This is a genomic window from Hydrogenophaga sp. Root209, from assembly GCF_001428625.1.
Taxonomy (GTDB): domain Bacteria; phylum Pseudomonadota; class Gammaproteobacteria; order Burkholderiales; family Burkholderiaceae_C; genus Hydrogenophaga.
Genome location: NZ_LMIE01000010.1, coordinates 1 through 18,877 on the forward strand (window position 1 = coordinate 1; position 18,877 = coordinate 18,877).

Annotated in this window: 17 protein-coding genes and 4 pseudogenes; 7 read left to right on the top strand and 14 right to left on the bottom strand. The window is 60.5% G+C overall.

Annotated features, from left to right (window positions below; genetic code table 11):
• Positions 1–112 (top strand): annotated as a pseudogene (locus tag ASE11_RS25770) (IS481 family transposase); the annotation flags it as partial.
• Positions 113–114: 2 nt separating this feature from the next.
• Here the strand turns inward: ASE11_RS25770 and ASE11_RS08450 are convergent.
• The 3 genes and pseudogenes from ASE11_RS08450 to ASE11_RS08460 all read right to left on the bottom strand — a co-directional run.
• Positions 115–375 (bottom strand): annotated as a pseudogene (locus ASE11_RS08450) (transposase); the annotation flags it as partial.
• Positions 376–489: 114 nt separating this feature from the next.
• On the bottom strand, positions 490–933 hold the full coding sequence (locus tag ASE11_RS08455) for an ester cyclase (RefSeq protein ID WP_056269261.1): 444 nt from the start codon (positions 931–933) through the stop codon (positions 490–492).
• 59 nt (positions 934–992) lie between these two features.
• Positions 993–2,228 (bottom strand): MFS transporter, encoded by a 1,236-nt coding sequence (locus ASE11_RS08460; RefSeq protein ID WP_082585623.1) that lies wholly within the window; start codon positions 2,226–2,228, stop codon positions 993–995.
• Between the two features lie 107 nt (positions 2,229–2,335).
• On the opposite strand from ASE11_RS08460, the gene ASE11_RS08465 reads away from it, so the two are divergent.
• A complete protein-coding gene (locus ASE11_RS08465) occupies positions 2,336–3,196 on the top strand; it encodes a LysR family transcriptional regulator (protein ID WP_056269203.1) in 861 nt (286 codons plus the stop codon).
• Between the two features lie 469 nt (positions 3,197–3,665).
• Here ASE11_RS08465 and ASE11_RS08470 read toward each other — a convergent pair whose 3' ends face one another.
• Positions 3,666–4,853 (bottom strand): MFS transporter, encoded by a 1,188-nt coding sequence (locus ASE11_RS08470; protein ID WP_235501231.1) that lies wholly within the window; start codon positions 4,851–4,853, stop codon positions 3,666–3,668.
• A 55-nt stretch (positions 4,854–4,908) separates the two neighbouring features.
• Positions 4,909–6,063: an alkene reductase gene (locus ASE11_RS08475; protein ID WP_056269208.1), complete on the bottom strand. Its 1,155-nt coding sequence runs from the start codon at positions 6,061–6,063 to the stop codon at positions 4,909–4,911.
• A gap of 86 nt (positions 6,064–6,149) precedes the next feature.
• Between ASE11_RS08475 and ASE11_RS08480 the strand changes: the two genes are divergently transcribed.
• The 3 genes and pseudogenes from ASE11_RS08480 (at position 6,150) to ASE11_RS08490 (ending at position 7,903) form a co-directional block, all read left to right on the top strand.
• Positions 6,150–6,536: a winged helix-turn-helix transcriptional regulator gene (locus tag ASE11_RS08480; protein WP_056269210.1), complete on the top strand. Its 387-nt coding sequence runs from the start codon at positions 6,150–6,152 to the stop codon at positions 6,534–6,536.
• A gap of 145 nt (positions 6,537–6,681) precedes the next feature.
• Positions 6,682–7,017 (top strand): annotated as a pseudogene (locus ASE11_RS26875) (ATP-binding protein); the annotation flags it as partial.
• 280 nt (positions 7,018–7,297) lie between these two features.
• Complete coding sequence (locus ASE11_RS08490; protein WP_056269217.1) at positions 7,298–7,903, top strand: LysR substrate-binding domain-containing protein; 606 nt, start codon at positions 7,298–7,300, stop codon at positions 7,901–7,903.
• 168 nt (positions 7,904–8,071) lie between these two features.
• On the opposite strand, the pseudogene ASE11_RS08495 reads toward ASE11_RS08490, so the two are convergent.
• From ASE11_RS08495 to ASE11_RS08530, 8 genes and pseudogenes are all read right to left on the bottom strand, one after another.
• Positions 8,072–9,000: pseudogene (locus tag ASE11_RS08495) on the bottom strand (nitrilase-related carbon-nitrogen hydrolase); the annotation flags it as partial.
• Between the two features lie 24 nt (positions 9,001–9,024).
• On the bottom strand, positions 9,025–10,242 hold the full coding sequence (locus tag ASE11_RS08500) for an acetylornithine/succinyldiaminopimelate transaminase (protein WP_082585630.1): 1,218 nt from the start codon (positions 10,240–10,242) through the stop codon (positions 9,025–9,027).
• Positions 10,242–11,360: a histidinol-phosphate transaminase gene (gene hisC, locus ASE11_RS08505; protein ID WP_056269221.1), complete on the bottom strand. Its 1,119-nt coding sequence runs from the start codon at positions 11,358–11,360 to the stop codon at positions 10,242–10,244. Before hisC ends, ASE11_RS08500 begins: the two co-directional genes overlap by 1 nt.
• Positions 11,357–12,013, bottom strand: coding sequence for a hypothetical protein (locus ASE11_RS08510; RefSeq protein WP_056269224.1), 657 nt, complete (start codon positions 12,011–12,013; stop codon positions 11,357–11,359). Before ASE11_RS08510 ends, hisC begins: the two co-directional genes overlap by 4 nt.
• Positions 12,010–12,648 carry an SCO family protein gene (locus ASE11_RS08515; RefSeq protein ID WP_056269226.1) on the bottom strand — a complete coding sequence of 213 codons (639 nt, stop codon included), beginning with the start codon at positions 12,646–12,648 and terminating at the stop codon, positions 12,010–12,012. Before ASE11_RS08515 ends, ASE11_RS08510 begins: the two co-directional genes overlap by 4 nt.
• Entirely contained in the window at positions 12,645–13,256 is a 612-nt protein-coding gene (locus ASE11_RS08520) for a c-type cytochrome (protein ID WP_056269229.1), read from the bottom strand. The genes ASE11_RS08515 and ASE11_RS08520 overlap by 4 nt, the downstream gene beginning before the upstream one ends.
• Complete coding sequence (locus ASE11_RS08525) at positions 13,231–13,923, bottom strand: cbb3-type cytochrome c oxidase subunit II (RefSeq protein ID WP_056269232.1); 693 nt, start codon at positions 13,921–13,923, stop codon at positions 13,231–13,233. Before ASE11_RS08525 ends, ASE11_RS08520 begins: the two co-directional genes overlap by 26 nt.
• A gap of 4 nt (positions 13,924–13,927) precedes the next feature.
• Positions 13,928–15,574 carry a cbb3-type cytochrome c oxidase subunit I gene (locus ASE11_RS08530; RefSeq protein WP_056269234.1) on the bottom strand — a complete coding sequence of 549 codons (1,647 nt, stop codon included), beginning with the start codon at positions 15,572–15,574 and terminating at the stop codon, positions 13,928–13,930.
• Between the two features lie 109 nt (positions 15,575–15,683).
• Here ASE11_RS08530 and ASE11_RS08535 point away from each other — a divergent pair, with 109 nt between their 5' ends.
• Complete coding sequence (locus ASE11_RS08535; protein WP_056269237.1) at positions 15,684–17,156, top strand: PLP-dependent aminotransferase family protein; 1,473 nt, start codon at positions 15,684–15,686, stop codon at positions 17,154–17,156.
• Positions 17,157–17,205: 49 nt separating this feature from the next.
• Here the strand turns inward: ASE11_RS08535 and ASE11_RS08540 are convergent, their stop codons facing one another.
• Positions 17,206–18,105 carry a LysR family transcriptional regulator gene (locus ASE11_RS08540; RefSeq protein ID WP_056269239.1) on the bottom strand — a complete coding sequence of 300 codons (900 nt, stop codon included), beginning with the start codon at positions 18,103–18,105 and terminating at the stop codon, positions 17,206–17,208.
• An 86-nt stretch (positions 18,106–18,191) separates the two neighbouring features.
• Between ASE11_RS08540 and ASE11_RS08545 the strand changes: the two genes are divergently transcribed.
• The gene (locus ASE11_RS08545) at positions 18,192–18,875 is read left to right on the top strand and encodes an RraA family protein (RefSeq protein WP_056269242.1); all 684 of its coding nucleotides are present in this window, start codon (positions 18,192–18,194) and stop codon (positions 18,873–18,875) included.
• The last annotated feature ends 2 nt before the right edge of the window (positions 18,876–18,877 follow it).

Consider the following 18,877-nt stretch of genomic DNA (forward strand, 5'->3'; position numbering starts at 1 on the left):
CTACTGGAATCACCACTACAACTGGCACCGCCCTCATCAAGGCATTGGCGGCATCGCTCCCATGTCCCGGCTCACTCGCTCAAGAAACAACCTCTTGACTCTTCACAGCTAGCGCTTTACCCCCAGAACGCTCTTGAGTGCGTGCATGTCCAAGTGAGCCTCGGCCAGCAGCCGTTTGAGCTTGGCGTTCTCGGATTCGAGCTCACGCAGGCGCTGTGCCTCCGAGACCTGCATGCCGCCGAACTTGGCGCGCCACTTGTAGAAAGTGGCATCGCTGAAGCCGCCGTTGCGGCACAGCTCCTTGATCGGCATGCCGGCCTCGGCCTGCTTGAGGAAGCCGATGATCTGTTCCTCGGTGAATCTGCTCTTCTTCATGTCCGTCATTCTCCTGGTGGTTGACGGACTTCACCAACTTCAGCTTGGTACGGCTGGTGGGGGGCAGGTCACTCGACCATTTGACCTACGCCTGATGTTTCAGGCGCAGCATCATCATCCAGGACTTTTCAGAGCCGGCCCTGCTTGGTCCCTCATCAGTGCGTTGTAGGCTTCCCAACTGGCACGCTCAACCCAGTTGTGCAGCAGCTTTCCGTCCTCGCGAATTTGCCATACGGCCGTTCCGGTGAAGCTGACCTCCCGTTGGTCTGCCGGCAGACCAAACATGCCATTGTTTCGACCCCTCACGCGCCAGCGCGAAGCCACCCGGCTTCCGTCCTCGTTTTGAAAGGTTTCGATCACGTCGAATTCCAGGTCCGTGATGAGTTGGTTGAATTGCTTCGCCCACGCTTTGAAGCTGGCTCTCGACGCGACATCCACACCACCGGACGTGATGACAAAATCTTCAACACAGAAGCGGTCGATTGCATCGAAGTCTTTGTCCTGCCATACCGCGGCCCAAAACGCCTCGATTATTTCTACCGAATCCTGCTTGTTCATATTGACTCCATCAATGTTTAGGTCCATCCAGTTCATCTTCGACGGGGGAGTCGAGAAGCTCATCGTGGCATGCGCATACCGACAAATCCCGCGGCTACGGCGGCTGCGGCGATCACCACCACGGCGAAGGTCGTGGCGCCCGCCCCCATGCTGGACCGGTCCATCAAAAAGCCGGTGGCGACCGGCAGCAATCCCGCCGGGATGTAGGCGCCGATATTGAGCAGCGCATTTGCCTGAGCCCGCCGCTGGTCCGGCACTCTCGTGCCGATCGCAGTTAGTCCGCCCAGTTGGCCCAGCCCTTGACCCACGCCCGCCATGACGGCCGCGACCAACAGCAAGGCCGGCTCCGCGACATGGACCGCCCCTATCAAGGTGGCCATCGACAAGGCCGTCACAGCAGTGCCGAGCAGCAGTACCGTCCGGATGGGCAGTTTCTTGACGGCGATCTGGACACTGGCCGCGCTCATGAACATGAGGCAAGCCGTGCCTCCTGCAACCAGCGGGCTGCTGACATGCATCAGCTCGGACAGCAAGGAAGGGCCCAACGACAACACAAACGACGTTGCCGTAATCCCTGGTGCAAACACCGCAATGCCCATCACCACGTCCAGGCGGTTTTGCGCTGGCACGGAGGGCAATCGCAAGCGCTTGGCGGGGACAGCAAGGCTGACGCGTGGCAGGCCAGGCAACGGCATGGCGATGATGACGGCCATGGCGGTTGCCAGCAGGGCGAGCTCGATGCCGAATACCGTCCAGACGGGGCGATCTATCACTTGCGCGAGCGTGCCCGCCAGCAAGGGGCCGAGCCCAGCGCCCAGCACCATCGCAACCGATGCGGCCAGCGATGCCTGTCGCTTGCGGTCCGCGCCGCCCGCATCGACCACCGCCGCCATGCCTGCCGACACGATGACACCGACCGAAACCCCGGTGAGAAATCGCGCCGCGACCAAGGATTCAACGGACGACGCCGTGGCAAAAAGGACGCAGGCCGCCATGGCGATCAGAATGCCGGGAATCAGGACCGCTTTGCGGCCAAGCCGGTCTGACAGCTGGCCTGCGATCAGCAGCGAACCGAGCAAACCCACGATGTAAGCGGCGAAAATCACCGTCAGCGTGGCCGACGAGAAGGTGAATTGCCGTTGCCAGTGCACATACAGGGGCGTGGCGGAATTGGACAAGATGAACACCGCCGTCACCATCCAGGCGGTGGCAACGATTTTCCAACCGTCCGTCGAGGGTGTTTGAAGGTGGATGGCAGGTGCCAACGGAACGGTGGCTGCTTGATGTGAGTTCATGTTGTTTCTCATGGCAATGGAACTGCGTGCTGAGGTGTGCCAGTCTGCCCAACACTGCCCAGGAGCAAAATTCCCCAATCGTTCACCTCGCTTGTGAGGAAATGCCCATGTTTGATTGGGAAGACCTGCGCCTATTCACCGTCTTCGCTCAAAAGAAGTCGCTATCGGCTGCGGCGCGAGAGCTCAAGGTGGACCATGCCACCGTGGCACGCCGCGTCGCAGCGCTGGAAGGGGCACTGCGCCTCAAGCTGGTAGAGCGGCGTCCACGCGCCTACTTTCTGACACCAGATGGCGAGCGCATTGCTGAGTTCGGCAAGCGCATGGAGGCCGTTTCGTTCGCGGTCCAACGGACCGCTTCGGCCGGTCACGCCACCATTGCAGGCGAGGTCACAGTCACTGCGCCGCCGGCAATGGCCGCAGTGCTCATCGCACCGCGCCTGGGCGAATTGCGCGAGCGGTATCCGGAACTTCACATCCGGCTGGACGGCGACACGCGCAATGTGTCGCTTGTGCGGCGCGAAGCGGATGTTGCGATACGCCTGAGCCGACCGGACGACGCGGAACTGGTCGTGCGCAAGCTTTCAACGGTGACTTTTTCGCTGTACGGCTCGCTGGCCTACCTGACGACCCATGGGGTCGATGCACGGGCCTACATCGCCTACGACACCAGCATGGACGACACACCGCAACAGAACTGGCTGCAGGCTCAGGCGGGCCCCGCCCCCATCGTCCTTCGCAGCAATGACCTGGCGGTCCAGGCGGCGGCGGTGGCCGCTGGGGTGGGGATCGGCGTCCTGCCCGACTTCATGGGCGGGCGGGATGAGCGCCTGGCCCGCTTGCCGCACGCCGGGGCGGCGCTGGAGCGGGAAGTCTGGATTGCGGTGCACAGCGATCTGCGAAACGCGCCGCGCATCAAGGCAGTGATGGCATTCTTGGCCGGATGCTTTGAGCGGCGCACAAGCGCGTAAGTGCGTGGTGCGCAGCGCAGAAAGGCACGTGTCGACCAACCGCTCCTTGTGACAAAGCACAGGGGCAGCTCAGACCAGCGCAAGCCGCACTCACTAAAGTAGCTCACTTGCCATGTCCCAGATACGTTCTGCATGCCTTCAACTGCGCGCATGGGACGGAGCCTTCACGATGTCAAGAAAGATGCCCACAAAACGATGAGGCGTATCCTTCTTCGAAGGGCGAATACGCGGGCAATTGTGTTGACTCCCCTGATCGGAAGAAAGCGGGTGTCACTCCGGTGTTGTCAGCCACGGATGCCGATCAGCGTGAAGCTTAAGCCGGCTCAACCGACCAGAAGCTGCCAGCACGCATGTGCGCGTCTAGCACTGCGCGCCAGCCTCGATCCGCTACCGCCTCGTCGTCAACGAGTCGCACCTGACCAACCAGGAAGATCTGTGGCCTCCTCGAGGGGAGGCCATGTGACCATTGTCATTTAGGTGGAAATGCGTGGCGGCGAGAACACCAGGCCAAGAGGAATGTGGGTATGAGCAACACGGCAATCGCGCCAGGCAGATATCGAGCCCCCAGCGTCGTAAGCATCGCGCCACCAACAAGCCCGCCGCCCGCGATCGCGACATTCCACGAAGTGACAAACATCGATTGTGCGATGTCGGCAGCCTCGCCAGCGGCATTTGCGGATGCGTTCTGGTACAGCGTTCCAGCCCCACCGAAACTTAGCCCCCAAGCGGCGATGCTGGCATAAATGACGCTTGGAGTGTCTTGCCAGAAGAACATTCCAGCGCATGCGAAGCAGAACAACGAAACGCTTGCAAGGACAAGTTCACGCAGCCAGCGGTCGATGAGGACACCAATGACCCAGATGCCGACAAGTGCACTTACGCCGAAAACGAACAATGCTGAATGAACGCCGCCTGACATGCCCGTCGAAATTAGGAATGGCGAGATGTAGGTATAGAGGACGTTGTGGGACAACGCGAATGCAAGCGTCACAAGCAGCACAGACTTCACACCCGGAATTGAGAACACTTTGCTGATGGGCAGTTGTCGACTTTCAACGAGGCTGGGGAAGTCGGGTACGCCAAAGCGCACCCAAGCGAGCAGGCCAACAGTCAGAGCGCTCATGACACCAAAGGCAAAGCGCCAGCCCAAGGCCTCACCGAGGACAGTGCCGAGCGGAATGCCAACCGATAGTGCGACAGGCGCGCCAACCATTGCTATCGCAATGGCGCGACCACGGAGATGAACGGGTGCCATCCGACTGGCGTGACCCGCGACAAGCGCCCAAAGCAGACCAGCGAACACGCCTGCAAAGAATCGTGCTGTGAGCGTGACCGCGTAGTGCGTCGACAGGGCTGTCACAGTATTCATCACGAGGAACCCACCCAGGGCCAGCAGTAGCACAGCCCTTCTCCGCCATCCGCGCGTCATTGCCGTAAGGGGAATGGCGGCGAGTATCGAGCCGATCGCATAGGCAGTAACCAGTTGCCCGGTCAGTGCCTCCGACACACTCAAATCCGCTCCAATCTGGGGCAGCAGTCCCGCCGGCATCGCCTCCGTCATCATCCCAATGAAGCAGGCGGTTGCCAGTGCGAGCAAACCCGGTATAGGAAGCCTTGTCGAAATATCCGTATCGACTGAAGTTGCGGAGATCGTCATTCTGGTCTCATTCATAAGTCACTTAAAAAATCGGTCATGAACTAGCACCCTGCGATCAACGGCCCTCGGGCTGCTCGATCGAATAGGTGGGGAAATCCGTGTAGCCCACCTCGCCATGGCGTGTATAGAAGGTGGATGGAAGGGCCTCGGCCAGGGGCCAGCCGCGCTGCAAACGCTCAACAAGGTCAGGGTTTGCGATGTAAGGTCTGCCAAAGGCGATCAGGTCCACCAATCGGGTCTCGAGCGCAGCCTGAGCGCTCTCGCGGCTTGTAATGCCGCCGCACCAGATGATTGCGCCAGGAAAGGCCGCGCGAACCTTGGTCAGCAACGCCTGCTCGATGTGGCGCTCCTTGAATTCGCTGCTTTCCATATTTCCCGCTGGCATCAACTGGTAAACCAGGTGCAGGTACGCGACGCCACGGGAACCCAGCAGCTCACAAAGGTAGAGCAGCGTTTCCTCGGCCAGAGGGTCCGGTGGCATCGAGTTATACGTGCCGAACGGAGACAGGCGAACGCCTACGCGTCCCGGACCCAATTCACGTACTGCGGCATCGACGACATCCACCAGGAAACGCGTGCGATCTTGAACGTTGCCCCCACCGTAGCGATCAGTTCGGGTATTGAGCGCCGAGTTTAAAAACTGGTCGACCAGATAGCCGTTCGCTCCGTGGATCTCAACTCCGTCGAAGCCGGCCCGGCGGGCGTTTGCGAAGGACTGGGAAAAAGTGTCGACCAAGGCCTCGACCTCAATGGTCTCGAGGCGTCTTGGCGTTCCTGCACGAATAAAATCCAGCTTGCCATTGGTATCGTGGGCAAATACATCGGAATGTTCCGCCCTTGCCTCAGTCACCCCCCAAGGGGCCTCACCGTTCGGCATGAGCGAGGGATGCGCCATTCGGCCGACGTGCCAAAGCTGCAAAAATATCGTGCCGTCGTTGCGATGAACTTCATCTGTCACCAAACGCCAGCCCTGCTGCTGGGCTTCGGTATGAATGCCGGGCGTCAAGGCGTAACCCTTGCTGGAGGGCGCAACGTCGGTGGCCTCGGTCACTATCAGACCGGCACTGGCCCGCTGGCCATAGTAGATGGCCATCAGCTCATTTGGGACATCACCATCTGATGTCCGCGTGCGAGTCATGGGGGCCATGACAATGCGGTTTTTCAGAAATACCGTGCCATTGAGGGCTTGAGAATCGAAGAGGCTGACCATATGTGTGTTGCTCTGGAGTGGGATGCTCGAGAGCGTACTTTTCGATAGTCCCCTCCGCTACACACCGTTTGGTCAGTGATCAGAAAATGAAGATCCTCAACAGATTGCCGGGCTTGCCGGGCGAGCGAGCGCTTGCAGTCCTTTCCGGACGCTGGAAAGCAGTCATTCTCTACGCGCTGCTGGATGGCTCTCAACGCACGTGCGAGCTTGAGAAACGCATTGCAGGCGTTTCTCAAAAGGTGCTGATCGAGCAACTGCGAGCCCTTGAGGAGCACGGGGTGGTAAGTCGTCAACCAAGCGCTGGAGACAGTCAGGGGATCGAATACTCACTAACCTCGCTTGGCGAAAGTCTGCGGCCCATTTTGGATTCCCTGATCGATTGGGGAGCCCATCACGCCGAGGAATTGGACGAAGTCGAGAGGCTCCTGCCCTGCGATGCTGTCGTTCGAGATCGCACTGTGAAATCGAGATAGCTGCGGCGGCTCGCACCCCGGCGGCCACCAAAATTGCTCCACCCTGGCCACGGTGATCTGACGCATTGAGTCCATTGCGTCGGGCGCCGTGAGGCCCGACAGGCAGGACGTTACTTTTGCTCCCTTGTTCCGAGGGAGCCCGAGGTTGAACGTCTTGAAGCCACATCTACAAACCACCATCTGGACGCTGCTCAAAGGCGGCGCCACCCAGCGCGAGATCGAACGCATCACTGGCATCTCGCGCCACACCATCCGCTCGTATCAGCAGCGCTTTGCCGCCGACCCCGCAAACTGCCCCGGGGTGGCCACCGACTCTTCCAGTCAAACTGCTCCACCCCGGCCACCGACTGATCTGCCGGTGTCCCCGCCGGTGGGCGACGCCACCATGACCACCACCATCCTGGACCGACTCATGCACCGCTGCGCGATGCTGGAGTTCGAGGGCAAGAGCTACCGTCTGAAGGAGGCTGCCTCACGCATCGCAATCACACCCACATCGTCGTAATCCGACCGTCCTGCCTGGAGCAGTTTGACCGGCCATAAGTGGAGCAGTTTGGGGTGGCCATCGGGGCTCCGACAGCCACGCTGGATTTAGGCATCGTAGATGCTGCCGTGCAAGAGCACCTAGGGTGAAGACTATGCTGTGGGGTGGGCGGAGACCGGCGGATTTATCGCCGTTCAAATGAGTGTGCGGTGCTGGTTTACATACTTGAACCCGATAGCACGCTCTACGACAACGGTGTGTTGAATTCCACCGATCTTTGACCCAACTTGTCTCGTTGGCAGTCCAACGAACCGCTTCCGCAAAGCAGGTCACCCTCACGGGCGAGGTCACAATCACTGCGCCACCAGCGTTGGCGGCGGCGCTCATTGCCCCGCGCCTGAGCGATTTGCGCGAGCGGTATCCGGCACTTCAAATTCGACTGGACGGTGACACGCGCAATGTGTCACTCGTGCGGCGCGAAGCGGATGTGGCGATACGCCTGAGCCGACCGGATGACGCGGAACTGGTCGTTCGCAAGCTTTCGACCGTGACTTTTTCGCTGTACGGCTCGCCTGCCTATCTGGCGTCCTATGGCGAAGATGTACGGGCCTATATCGGATACGACTCCAGCATGGATGACACGCCACAACAGACTTGGCTTCTGGCCCAGTCAGGCGCCGCCCCTATCGTCCTTCGCAGCAATGACCTGGCGATCCAGGCGGCGGCGGTTGCGGCTGGGGTAGGGATTGGCGTCTTGCCCGACTTCATCGGAGGACGAGCTGAGCGCATGATCCGCTTGCCGAACACTGGTGCAGCCTTGGAACGCGATGTCTGGATCGCGGTGCACAGCGACTACGCAACGCGCCACGCGTCAAGGCAGTGATGGCATTTTTGACAGGATGCTTTGAACGGCGTATCAGCGCGTAAGTGCCTGGCGCGCAACGCATTGCAAGGCATCGCACACAGGCAAGTGTCGATCAAGCGCCCCTTGTAGGGCTGGGTAGATGTTTGTGCTGGCGTTTTCATCCCCTACGCCTTCGTTGAAAAATACCACGGGGGACTGGACACGGCGATCGACGCGAAGCTGAAAGATATTCGGGCGTGCATAGTGGCCCACCACGTCGAGGTCATACTTGCCACGCGCAATCGCGCCCAGGTCGATTTCTGCGAGGATGATGCCTTCCCCGTCGAAGGACGGTTCGACGAGAACATTGCCCAGGGGATCGATGATGCAGGACCCGCCGCGGATGAGCACGGATGCTTCGGACCCGGTAGCCCGTGCCGCGTGATACTTCGGATAGTCGGATGAGGTCGTGTATTGGCATACTGAGTGCACAAAGCACCTGCCCTCGAGTGCGATTGTCTGCATGGTCGGGAGCCAGGTGTCGCGGGCATCCACGGTGGGCGCGCAATAGAGCTGGACACCTTGTGCATACATGGCCGTTCGCAGCAGCGGCATGTAGTTCTCCCAGCAAATCAGGGCCCCGATTTTTCCGACATCCGAATCGATGACGGGCAGTGTCGAACCATCACCAAACCCCCAGACAAGCCGCTCCAGCGCGGTTGGCATCAGTTTGCGGTGTTTCCCGAGAAACCGACCATCGGGGCCAAAGAAAAAGACGCTGCAATAGAGCGTGCCGCCCGCCGCTCAATCACCCCGACGACCAAATAGACACCATTGAAACACGCCGCCTCGGCAAGGATGGCCGCTTCGGGCCCGTGCTCTTCGATCGCGCTGTCGTGGTAGCGACGAAATTCATCTCGTCCCTCATCGCTTCGATTCCCGAGTCGCGCACCGAAATCTAGACCCTTGGGGTAGCCGCCCACAAAGGCTTCGGGAAAGATCACCAGCGCAGCCCTTTGGCGCGCGGCATCGCGGGTCAGAAATTTCAGCTTTTCCAGCGTAGCAGGCGTGTCGTAGATCAGCGATCCGGCTTGTACGACGGCCGCGCGGAACGGTTGGTTGGGAGACACGGACATGGGTTCCTTTTCAAGTGCTTGCGATCAATCCGCTTCAAGTGATAGCGTCTTGGCGGTCTCGAACATCCTGCAAAGACCGATGTCGATCTCTTCCATGGGAATGATCAGGCTGGGGGCCAGCCGAATGACATCCGGCCCTGCTTGGAGCACCATCACCCCATGCTCCAGGAAATGCCTCATCACATGTTGTGAGTGGCCTTTCCACCGTTCGGTGAGGGCGCAGCCCAGGAGCAACCCGATTCCTCGCACTTCCTGGAAGAGGTCAAAGCGCTTGCCTATGACGGCCAGCGCAGACATCAGATATTTGTGCCGCACCTTCACGCCCCGAAGAACGCTGGGCTGGTTGATGACGCTTAACGCAGCTTCACCGATAGCGCAGGCCAAAGGATTCCCGCCAAAGGTGCTGCCGTGGGTGCCTGGGCCCAGGTATTGCGCTGCGTCTTTCGTGGCAAGCATCGCCGCCAGCGGGAAACCGCAACCCAGCGCTTTTGCGAGAGTCATCACGTCGGGCAAAACGCCGAAGTGCTCGTAGGCGAAGAGCGTCCCAAGTCGCCCCATCCCCGTCTGCACTTCGTCGAATATCAACAATGCTCCGTGCTCGTCGCAGAGTTCTCGCGCACGCTGGAGGTAGGCGCGTCTCGCGGGAATGACGCCACTTTCTCCCAATATGGGTTCGACCACAACGGCGCACGTGCGGCTCGATACATTGGCCTCCAATGCTGCGATGTCGTTGAATGCCACATGCCGGATGCCGGCCATCGGCGGCCCGAATCCCTCCGAGTATTTAGGCTGGCCAGCCACGCTGACGGTGAAAAGACTGCGACCGTGGAAGCTGTCCAAAGCGGCAACGATCTCGTGCTTTTCGTCCCCGCCGGTGCGCACCCCAAAGCGTCTGGCGAGTTTGAATGCCGCCTCGTTCGCCTCGGCGCCGGAGTTGGCGAAGAAGACCTGGTCAGCGAAGGTCGCCTGCGTCAACGCGCGCGCCAGGCGAAGGGCTGGTTCATTGGTGAAAACGTTTGAGACATGCCATAGCTGATGAGCCTGACGGGTCAGTGCGTCGATCAATGCGGGATGGCCATGGCCCAATGCGTTGACAGCGATGCCTCCGGCGAAGTCGATGTAGTCACTCCCATTTTGATCCCATATACGTGAGTCGATCCCCCTGACGGGTACGACCGCCATAGGGTTGTATGTGGGCACCATTACCTGCTGAAAAAGGTCTCGGGATACGGGCGTCGTCATTACCATGAACCTTTGCGCATGATGGAGCCCAATGCATCAAGCAATCGGATGTTCTCCGTTTTCAAGCCCACGGAGATTCGAAGGTGGTTGGGCATTCCATAGCCGTCAAGACGTCGGACGATGATGCCTTCCATCAGCAACGCGTCGTACACAGACCTTGCGGGGCGTTCGAAATTGACGGCCAGAAAATTCGTGCGTGAAGGAATCCACGAAATGCCCAGTCGGGACAGGCCTTCCTGAAGTTGCTGTTGCCCCTGACGGTTCACTTGGCGTCCTCGCTGAAGATAGGTGTCATCGTCGAGGGCAGCACAAGCGCCTGCCAAGGCAAGGCTGTTGACATTGAACGGCTGGCGCACACGGTTGAGGATTCCAGCAACCTCGGGAGAGGACGCGGCGAATCCAATGCGCAGACCCGCCAAGCCATAGGCCTTGCACATGCTGCGGCTCACGATCAGGTTTGGATAGCTATGGAGGTAGTCCAGACCGTTGGGAAGTGAAGGATCGTCTGCATATTCAATGTAGGCTTCGTCCAGCACCACGATGGTTTCACGAGGCACTCTGTCGATAAACGCTTCGAACGCTCGGCGATCAAACCAAGTCCCGGTGGGGTTATTCGGGTTGGCGAGGAAGATGACACGAGTCTCGCGATTGATTGCCGTCAAGATCTGATCCAGATCGCTGCCCCAGTTCAGTGCGAGAACCTCCTGGGTTGATGCCCCTGTGGCTTTTGCAGCGGCCTCATAGACGGAGAATGAATGTTGGCTAAAAACGGCATTTCGCCCCGCGCCAAGAAACGCCTGGGCGATCATGAACAACAGGTCGTTCGAACCATTGCCGAGCGTGATGGCTTCGGATTTGAGGCCAAACTTCTCTGACAGTTTTGCTTTCAGCCGGAATCCGCTGGCGTCTGGGTAGCGCGTGATGTTTCGCAACTCGTCTTGTATGGCCTGAATGACATGCGGGTTTGGTCGCATGGGAGTCTCGTTGCTCGCGAGCTTGATGATGCGATGGCTGGCCATACCCGTTTCGCGCTCCAGCTCGTCGATCGACTTTCCCGGAACATAGGGAGAAAGCAGGCTGACCTCTCTGACGGCCAGCGACAGGTAGTTGATGGTCACAATGAAATTCTTCCGTTGAAGTTGGCGGTGTCGCTGTTCGAACTCCGCCATGTATGGGAGGCCTTGTTTTCAGCACCTTCTGCAGTGACAGCGACGCGGATGAGTCCTGCTAGCCAACCGATCAACGCCAGCGCCGCCCAGAAGACTGTGGCCCGACCGGCTGCTGCCTGTTCATCCGCAAGGTAGTCGCTGCAAAGCTGTATCGACGCTGTCTGATACAGCATGCCGACGGTGAACGTCATCCAGATGCCATTAAGGACGAAGAACGCCTGGATGACAGGGCCAGCTGTCCGCCAGGACAGATAGGCCACCGCACCTGCGGCGACCAACGACGCGACCTTGGCCATCGCCATCGGCGCACTGAGAACGGCGACATCCAGCGCAGCCGGCACCATCCAGAATGCCAGCACACACTGTGCGAAGAGAAGCCCAGGGAGTCCGTGAGCATTCCAGCTTTCCAGCCGGTGTGCGCCCATGGCCGAGCCGCCCCAGCACCCGATCAGGAACAGGAGGGGCAGTTCAAGTCCCATGTGCCGCCCCATAGTGGCTTCCATCCAGGGCCGCAACGCGACCAGAACCGCCAATGCGACGCCCGGCAGCAGTGAGGTGGCACGGCGCCACTGCGTGCCCAGGTTCCGAGTATGGGTGATCATCCGGGAGAAAGGCGCGACGCCAGGTAGTCGGACAGGGCCAGATCGGGCCGATCGATGTCGTAAGCGCGGCTCAAGCGGCCGCTTCGATCGATCAGGAACAGCGCGGTGTTGTGTGAGTACCCACCGAGTCCATCGGGAATGACCACGATGCCGAAGAGTTTGAGCATTCGGTTGAGCTCCTCGCGACGCGTGACCGTGGCGAAGCGCCAAAAGCTTGCGTCAGCCTTGAGGCGTCGAGCATGGTCGGCCAGCACCTGCGGTGTGTCGTTCACAGGGTCGAAGCTGAGTGTGAGGAGCTGCACATCCCGTTCCAGGTGTCGTGCGCTAATCTCGTGGTGCAACCACGATTGAGCCGATGCCGAGGTGAGGCACACGCTCTGGCATCGCACATACTGCAGCGCGACGAAGGTGGCGCGTTCGCTGCCCGATCCGTACTCGGCCAGCGAAAGTTCGGCACCGGTGGAGTCGGTCAGGCGAAGCGGCGGAATGGCGCGTGGCTTCTCACGGATGTCCGCGCGGCGCACACCATCAGAGGTCACTGCGCTGAACCCGTGGGTAACGCCATGGAATGCCGCGAACGCGCTCAATGCCACCGATAGCGATACCACCGTGGAGCGCCATGCCTCGCGCTTCATGGTGTCTTACCCTCGTCCGCCAGAAAGCCTTGCAGCTCGCCCGTGTTGTTCCAGGGTGTATTGCGACCGTTGGATCTTCCTCTTGCAGAACCCACGTCTTCAGATGTGACCTCTGCTGCCGCGTTGCCCCATTCGCTCCGAATGAAGCTGGCGACCGCTGCCAGCTCCGCATCGCTCATCTGTTCGCCAAAGGCGGGCATCGAGCCATTGAAGGTGTTTCCCGCCACCTCGATCGGACCGTTAAGACCGTGGAGCACGATCTGCAGCAAGGCGTCTGGCGATCCTGTGACCCACGATGACCCTGCCAGTGGTGGAAAGACGCCCGGCAAGCCCTGCCCGTTGGCCTGGTGACATGCCTGGCATTTGGCTGCGAAACTTTGGCCCCCATCGACCGCCGCTGTAGACGGGGTGGCGCCGGACGGCGCCAGTGTCGACAGAGGACGCTGGTCGCCGAGTTCGGCACGACCGTCGGGGTGCGCGACGAAGATGTAAACGATTGCCCAGATCACCAGCGCCACCACAAGACCGAGCACAACCCGTGGCACGGGGTTGTACTGCTCGTGCGGATCCTCGTGTTCTGCCTTAGGGTTTTGCGGGATCTGGTCCATTTGCGTTCCTTCCGATGGTGGGGTCGAGCGCCTCGGGCTTGCTTGAAGCGGGCAAGGCGCGCGCGGCGGCTTCGACTTGTGCAGGTGTGAGCGCGGCGTAGACATGTTGGAGCCCTTGCAGGTACGTCACGAGATCCAGCGCTTCAGGGCGTGCAACCACGACGCTGTCCGACGGCACCGTGCCCGGTGGGAGCTGCACCACACGGTCTGTCTTGTCGACGGCGTCCTTCTGCTTGACCTCGAACAGGAACCGGTACGACGGCATCGTGCTGCCAGGCACGTAGGCGCGCGGCTGAAACAGGTGGCCCAGGTGCCAGTCGGCACTGGGCTGGCGCACACCGACGTTGAAGAGATCCGGGCCTGTGCGCATGGTGCCGAGCAACGGAGGGTCGTCATAGTGGTAATCGGCCGCGACCGAGGCCCTGCCCCAGCCCCGCCGCGCGTCGGCGATACCGGCGCCCGTGGTGCTGGGTTGCTGCGTGTGGCAGGCAATGCAGCCATTGGCCATGTACACCGTGCGTCCGCGCAAGGCCTGACTGCTGTAGGGCTTGAGCGCCTTGGGTGCCGGCTCGTCCTTGAGTTGCATGAACGGCACCACGATCATGGCGGCGGTGGCCAGGGACAGCGTGACCATGGCCCCGCTGATCAGCTTGAGTTCGTTTTCCATCGCGTCAGCCTGTGTGGGTGGGGACCGATGCAGACGCTGCCAGGGGAGCCACGTCCGCTCGCTTGAACACGCCCGAACGTGCGGAGATGAGTACGACGTGCCAGGCGAAGACGAGATGGCCCAGCGTCATCAGCGCCCCTCCGATCGATCTGCCCTGAAGCCATGGCAGCGTGACCGCCACGGAGGCCATGAAAGGTCGTGCGGGGTCCAGCAGCACCAGGCCCTGCAGGATGCCGCCAATGCTCAAGGTCACCAGATAGACAGCGAACCCAGCCACCACCAGCCAGAAGTGCCAGCCGATCAATACCGGCTTCGGCCAGCGCTCATTGAGGATGCGCGGCAGCGCGAAGTACATGCCGCCGAAAATCACCATCGAGACGAATCCGTACATGCCCAGATGGGCGTGTGCGACCGTGAAGTGAGTGAAATGCGTGACCGCATTGAGCGAGCGCAAGGCCTCGAGCGATCCCTGTAGAGAGGCCAGGGTGTACATGACCGCGCCAAAGAAGATGAAGCGCAGAACGTACGAGTGCCGCAGCGCGTGGAAGTGACCTTTGAGCGTGAGGTGCTGGTTCACCGAGAAGGCGACCACGGGGATGATCATCATCACGCTTTGCACAATCGACAGCGTGACCAGCCACTCGGGGATCGGTCCACCGATCAGGTGGTGGGCGCCAACCTGGCCATAGAAGAACGCCAAGGTCCAGAAGCCGAGCAACGACAGGTTGTAAGAGCGGACCGGCCGGCCGATGACCTTGGGCAGGAAGTAGTAGACGCAGGCGATCGAGAGCGGGGTGTAAAACAGGCCGAGCACGTTGTGACCGAACCACCAGTTCATCGTGGCCTGTTCGACGCCGAAATGCACGCCTGGAATTTTGGCCACGATGTAGAGCGTGGGAAACCAGAACAGCGCCGCCCCCATGTACCAGACGGAGACGTAGAGGTGGTGCACTTGCCGGCGCTGCAGCATGAGCGCCATGGGCAGGCCGATCAACATGCCGCCCACCGCGAACAGGACCCCGATCTGCCAGGGGATTTCAAGCCATTCCAGGCCGGCATTGAAGCCCACGGCGATGGCGCCGAGGCCGGCGACCAAGCCCGCGTTCCAGATGAGCGCGCCGACGATCACGAGGCGGCCACCCTGCAGCTGGGTTTTCAGCAGACGCGGCAGCATCCAGATCGACAGGCCCAGCAGGCCCAGGGGTGCCCATCCATAGGCCACGGCATTGAGGTGCAGCGTGCGCAGCCGTCCCAGCGATAGCCAGGCCTGATCCGTCAGCAAGTCGGGCATGTGCAACTTCAGGGAACTGAGCAGTCCTGCGGCCGAGGCGACGATCAGCCACACCACGGCACACGCCAGCAGCACAAAAGCGGGAAAGGCACTCGAACGGTCTGCTGCTTCCCGCACCGCAATCTCTGTGGGCACCAGATCTTGCCCGTCCGTGCCATGACCCACGACCCGGGTGAGCGCCCTATGCTGCGCCGCGCTGGCCGACGGGTCTTCAGGCACGCCAATCTCGCCCGAAGAAAAGATCGTCCTGGCCCCGCTTGCCTCCAGGTCGAAGAGCCCTTTGCGCAGGGACCAGATGAACGCAAACAGACCTGCGATGGACAGGATGAAAGTAGCCAAAAGAATGGCGGTGGGATTCATGTCGCTCCTTCGCTCCGCAGGCCAGAAAGATGGCCGGGATTCGGAATCGATCTTAGGAAAATAGAATCAGATCTGAAATAATCAGATTTGTGTAAAAAAACCAGATCAGATGGCACATTCACGCAGCGACACTGCAACTAAACCCGCAGAGGTCCGCAAGAAGAAGCGGTACCAGTCCTTGGCAGACGACATGGCCGAGTCCATCCGCACGGGCGTGTTGCGCCCGGGTGATAGGTTGCCCTCCGTGCGCAACACCTGTGTGAGTCGGGGCGTCAGTCCGTCGACGGTGTTTCAGGCTTACTACCTGCTGGAAGCCCGCGGCTTGATCCAGGCGCGAGAGCGTTCGGGGTACTTCGTGTCGACCGAGGCACGGCGCATGGCACCCGAGCCGGAGCGGTTGTCCGAACCGCGTGATGAGTCCTTGTCGCTGGACGTCAGCAAGCTGGTGTTCGAGATCCTCGATGCCACCATGAAGCACGATGTCGTGCCCTTTGGCTCAGCGTTTCCCAGCCCGCTGCATTTCCCTTTGCGCCGACTCGGTCAGGCCTTGGCGGCGAGCGCGCAGGCGCTTGACCCCTGGAGCACGGTCGACGATCTGACACCCGGCAACCTGGCCTTGCGCCGACAGATCGCGTTGCGCTACCTGGCCGCCGGCATGCATGTGCACGCCGATGACATCGTCATCACCAATGGCGCGCTGGAGGCGCTAAACCTTTGCCTGGCGGCCGTGACGCGACCGGGTGACGCCGTGGTGGTGGAATCGCCCACCTTCTATGCCGCGCTGCAGTCGCTCGAGCGCATGGGTCTGGAGGTGGTGGAGGTTCCCACCCATCCACGCGAGGGCATCGATCTGTTGGCGCTGGAGCATGCCCTGGAGCGCCACCGCCCCAAGGCGTGCTGGCTCATGACCAATTTCCAGAATCCCTTGGGCAGCCTGATGCCCGACTACAAGAAGCGGGCGCTGGTGGATCTGCTGGCCCGGCACGCTGTTCCCCTTATCGAGGATGACGTCTACGGCGAACTCTATTTCGGCGATCACCGCCCTGCACCTGCCAAGGCTTACGACCGACATGGCATGGTCTTGCACTGCTCATCGTTTTCCAAGAATCTTGCGCCGGGGTATCGCATCGGCTGGGCCGCTCCAGGGCGCTACACCAGTGAAGTCGCGCGGCAAAAACTCACCAGCACACTCAGCGCCTCGATCCCCGCTCAACTCGCGCTGGCGTCGTATCTGGAGCGGGGTGGTTTTGACAAGCACCTGCGCAAGCTGCGCCATGCGCTGGGCACTCAGCGAGATGTGTTGGCACAAGCTGTGGGCCACTTTTTCCCAACAGGCACCAAGGCCACTCGGCCTATGGGCGGCTACTTCCTCTGGGTGGAGCTCCCCGAAAGTTGCGATGCACTGACGATTCATCGCCAAGCTTTGGAACTGGGGGTCAGTTGTGCCCCGGGGCCGATCTTTTCTTCCAGTCGAGCTTTCTCCAACTGCATTCGCTTGAACTACGGGCACTACTGGGATGCCCGAGCAGAGGACGGTGTGGCTATCCTGGGTCGGCTGGCGCGGCGTCAATGTGAGCGATAGCATGTGGCGCGCAACGGCAGTGCATGCATCGCACGCACGGACGTGCCGATCAACTGCGCGCGCGGGACTGTGCCTTCACGATGTCAAGAAATATGTCCACCAAACGATGGGGAGTCTCCTTCTTTCGAAGGGCGAACACGCGGGCAATTGTGTTGACTCCCCTTATCGGAAGAAACCGGATGTCACTCCGGTTGTTGTCAGCCACTGACTTGCCGACCAGCGTGACACCTAAGCCAGCTGCAACCAGACCCAGTGCCGTGTGGATCTCCTTGGCCTCATAGCCGACATGCACTTTTGCCCCAACCTCCTCCAAAGCCTGAAGCGCGTGCCGGGCAAAGCTGCTGTTCGGGTCCTTGGGGTAGCTGATGAATGCGATCTCTGCCATGTCCTTTGGAGAGAGCATCTTTCGACGCGAGAGCGGGTTGATGGAGGAAATCGCAGCGAGAAGCGGGTCGTCAAACAAGTGAATGAAATCCAGGCCCTCGTCGGCGGAAAATGTGCCGATCGTGCGGGCGAGTCCGACGTGAATCTGGCCGCTGCGCAAGGCCTCACCTTGATGTTCCGTCAGGATCTCCGTCAGATCGATACGCACGCGTGGCGAAGTTGCGCTCAATTCGCGCACTGCCTCCGGTAGCACCGAGAAGATCGTTGAGCGCGTGAACCCGATGCTCAACCAGCCGAAGTGCCCCGACACGAGGTCTTGCGCCTCCTCGAACAGGCGTCGGGTGTCGGACAACACGGCTTTCGCCTTGGGATACAGAAAGCGACCCAGGGGTGTCAGCTTCATGGGGCGCGTGGAGCGATCGAACAACTTGCCGCCCAACAGTCCCTCCAATTGAATGATCTGCATGCTCACTGCGGCAGGCACCACGTGCAGCTTGGCCGCAGCCAGGTTTGAGCCCTCAGCCTCGACCACTGCGCAGAAATATCGAAGTGACTTTAGATTCATATTTTCTGACCTTAGTGCAAAAAGTCGTTGCTTTCATTCTAGTTTTTCTTAACTGAGAATCAAGGCTTCTTTGCATGGAGACAAGCATGACGCCCGATGTGGATGAGCCTGAGTGGCTGCGACAAAGCCGTTCCCTTTCTACCGCCGAGGTGTCCGATGCCCTCGACTTCTTTGGTCTGCCCGGCAGTGCCATGGGCATTCAGTCAATGTCCGGTCGTCGCAAGTTGTTTGGTTTGGCATTCACCATCCGGTTTGCGCCTATTGATCGCTTCCAACCCGGAACGGTGGGGGATTTCCTCGACCGACTTTCGCCCGGTTGTGTGGTGGTGCTGGACAACGCCGGTCGAATGGACTGCACGGTCTGGGGTGGAATCCTGAGCCAGCTTGCCGCCCACAAGGGCATCGGCGGGACAGTGGTGAATGGTGTGTGTCGAGACACCGCGGAGGCCGAGGATGCGCACTATCCGCTGTTCGCGCTGGGCAAGTTCATGCGCACTGGAAAAGACCGCATTCAGGTCGAAGCATATGAGCAACCCGTCATGCTGGGTGACGTGCGTGTGTGCCCTGGCGACCTGTTGATCGGGGACGACGACGGGGTCGTGGTGGTGCCGCACCAGCGCATGCGGCAGGTGCTCACCAAGGCACTTGAGACCCGTGCGGTGGAGGCGCAAATCCTGGACGCGGCGCTGGATGGAATGGCGTTGGCCGAAGCGCGCAAGAAATTTGGTTATCACACACTGCAGCGCTCGCCGACGGCGCTGACCGGCTAGCG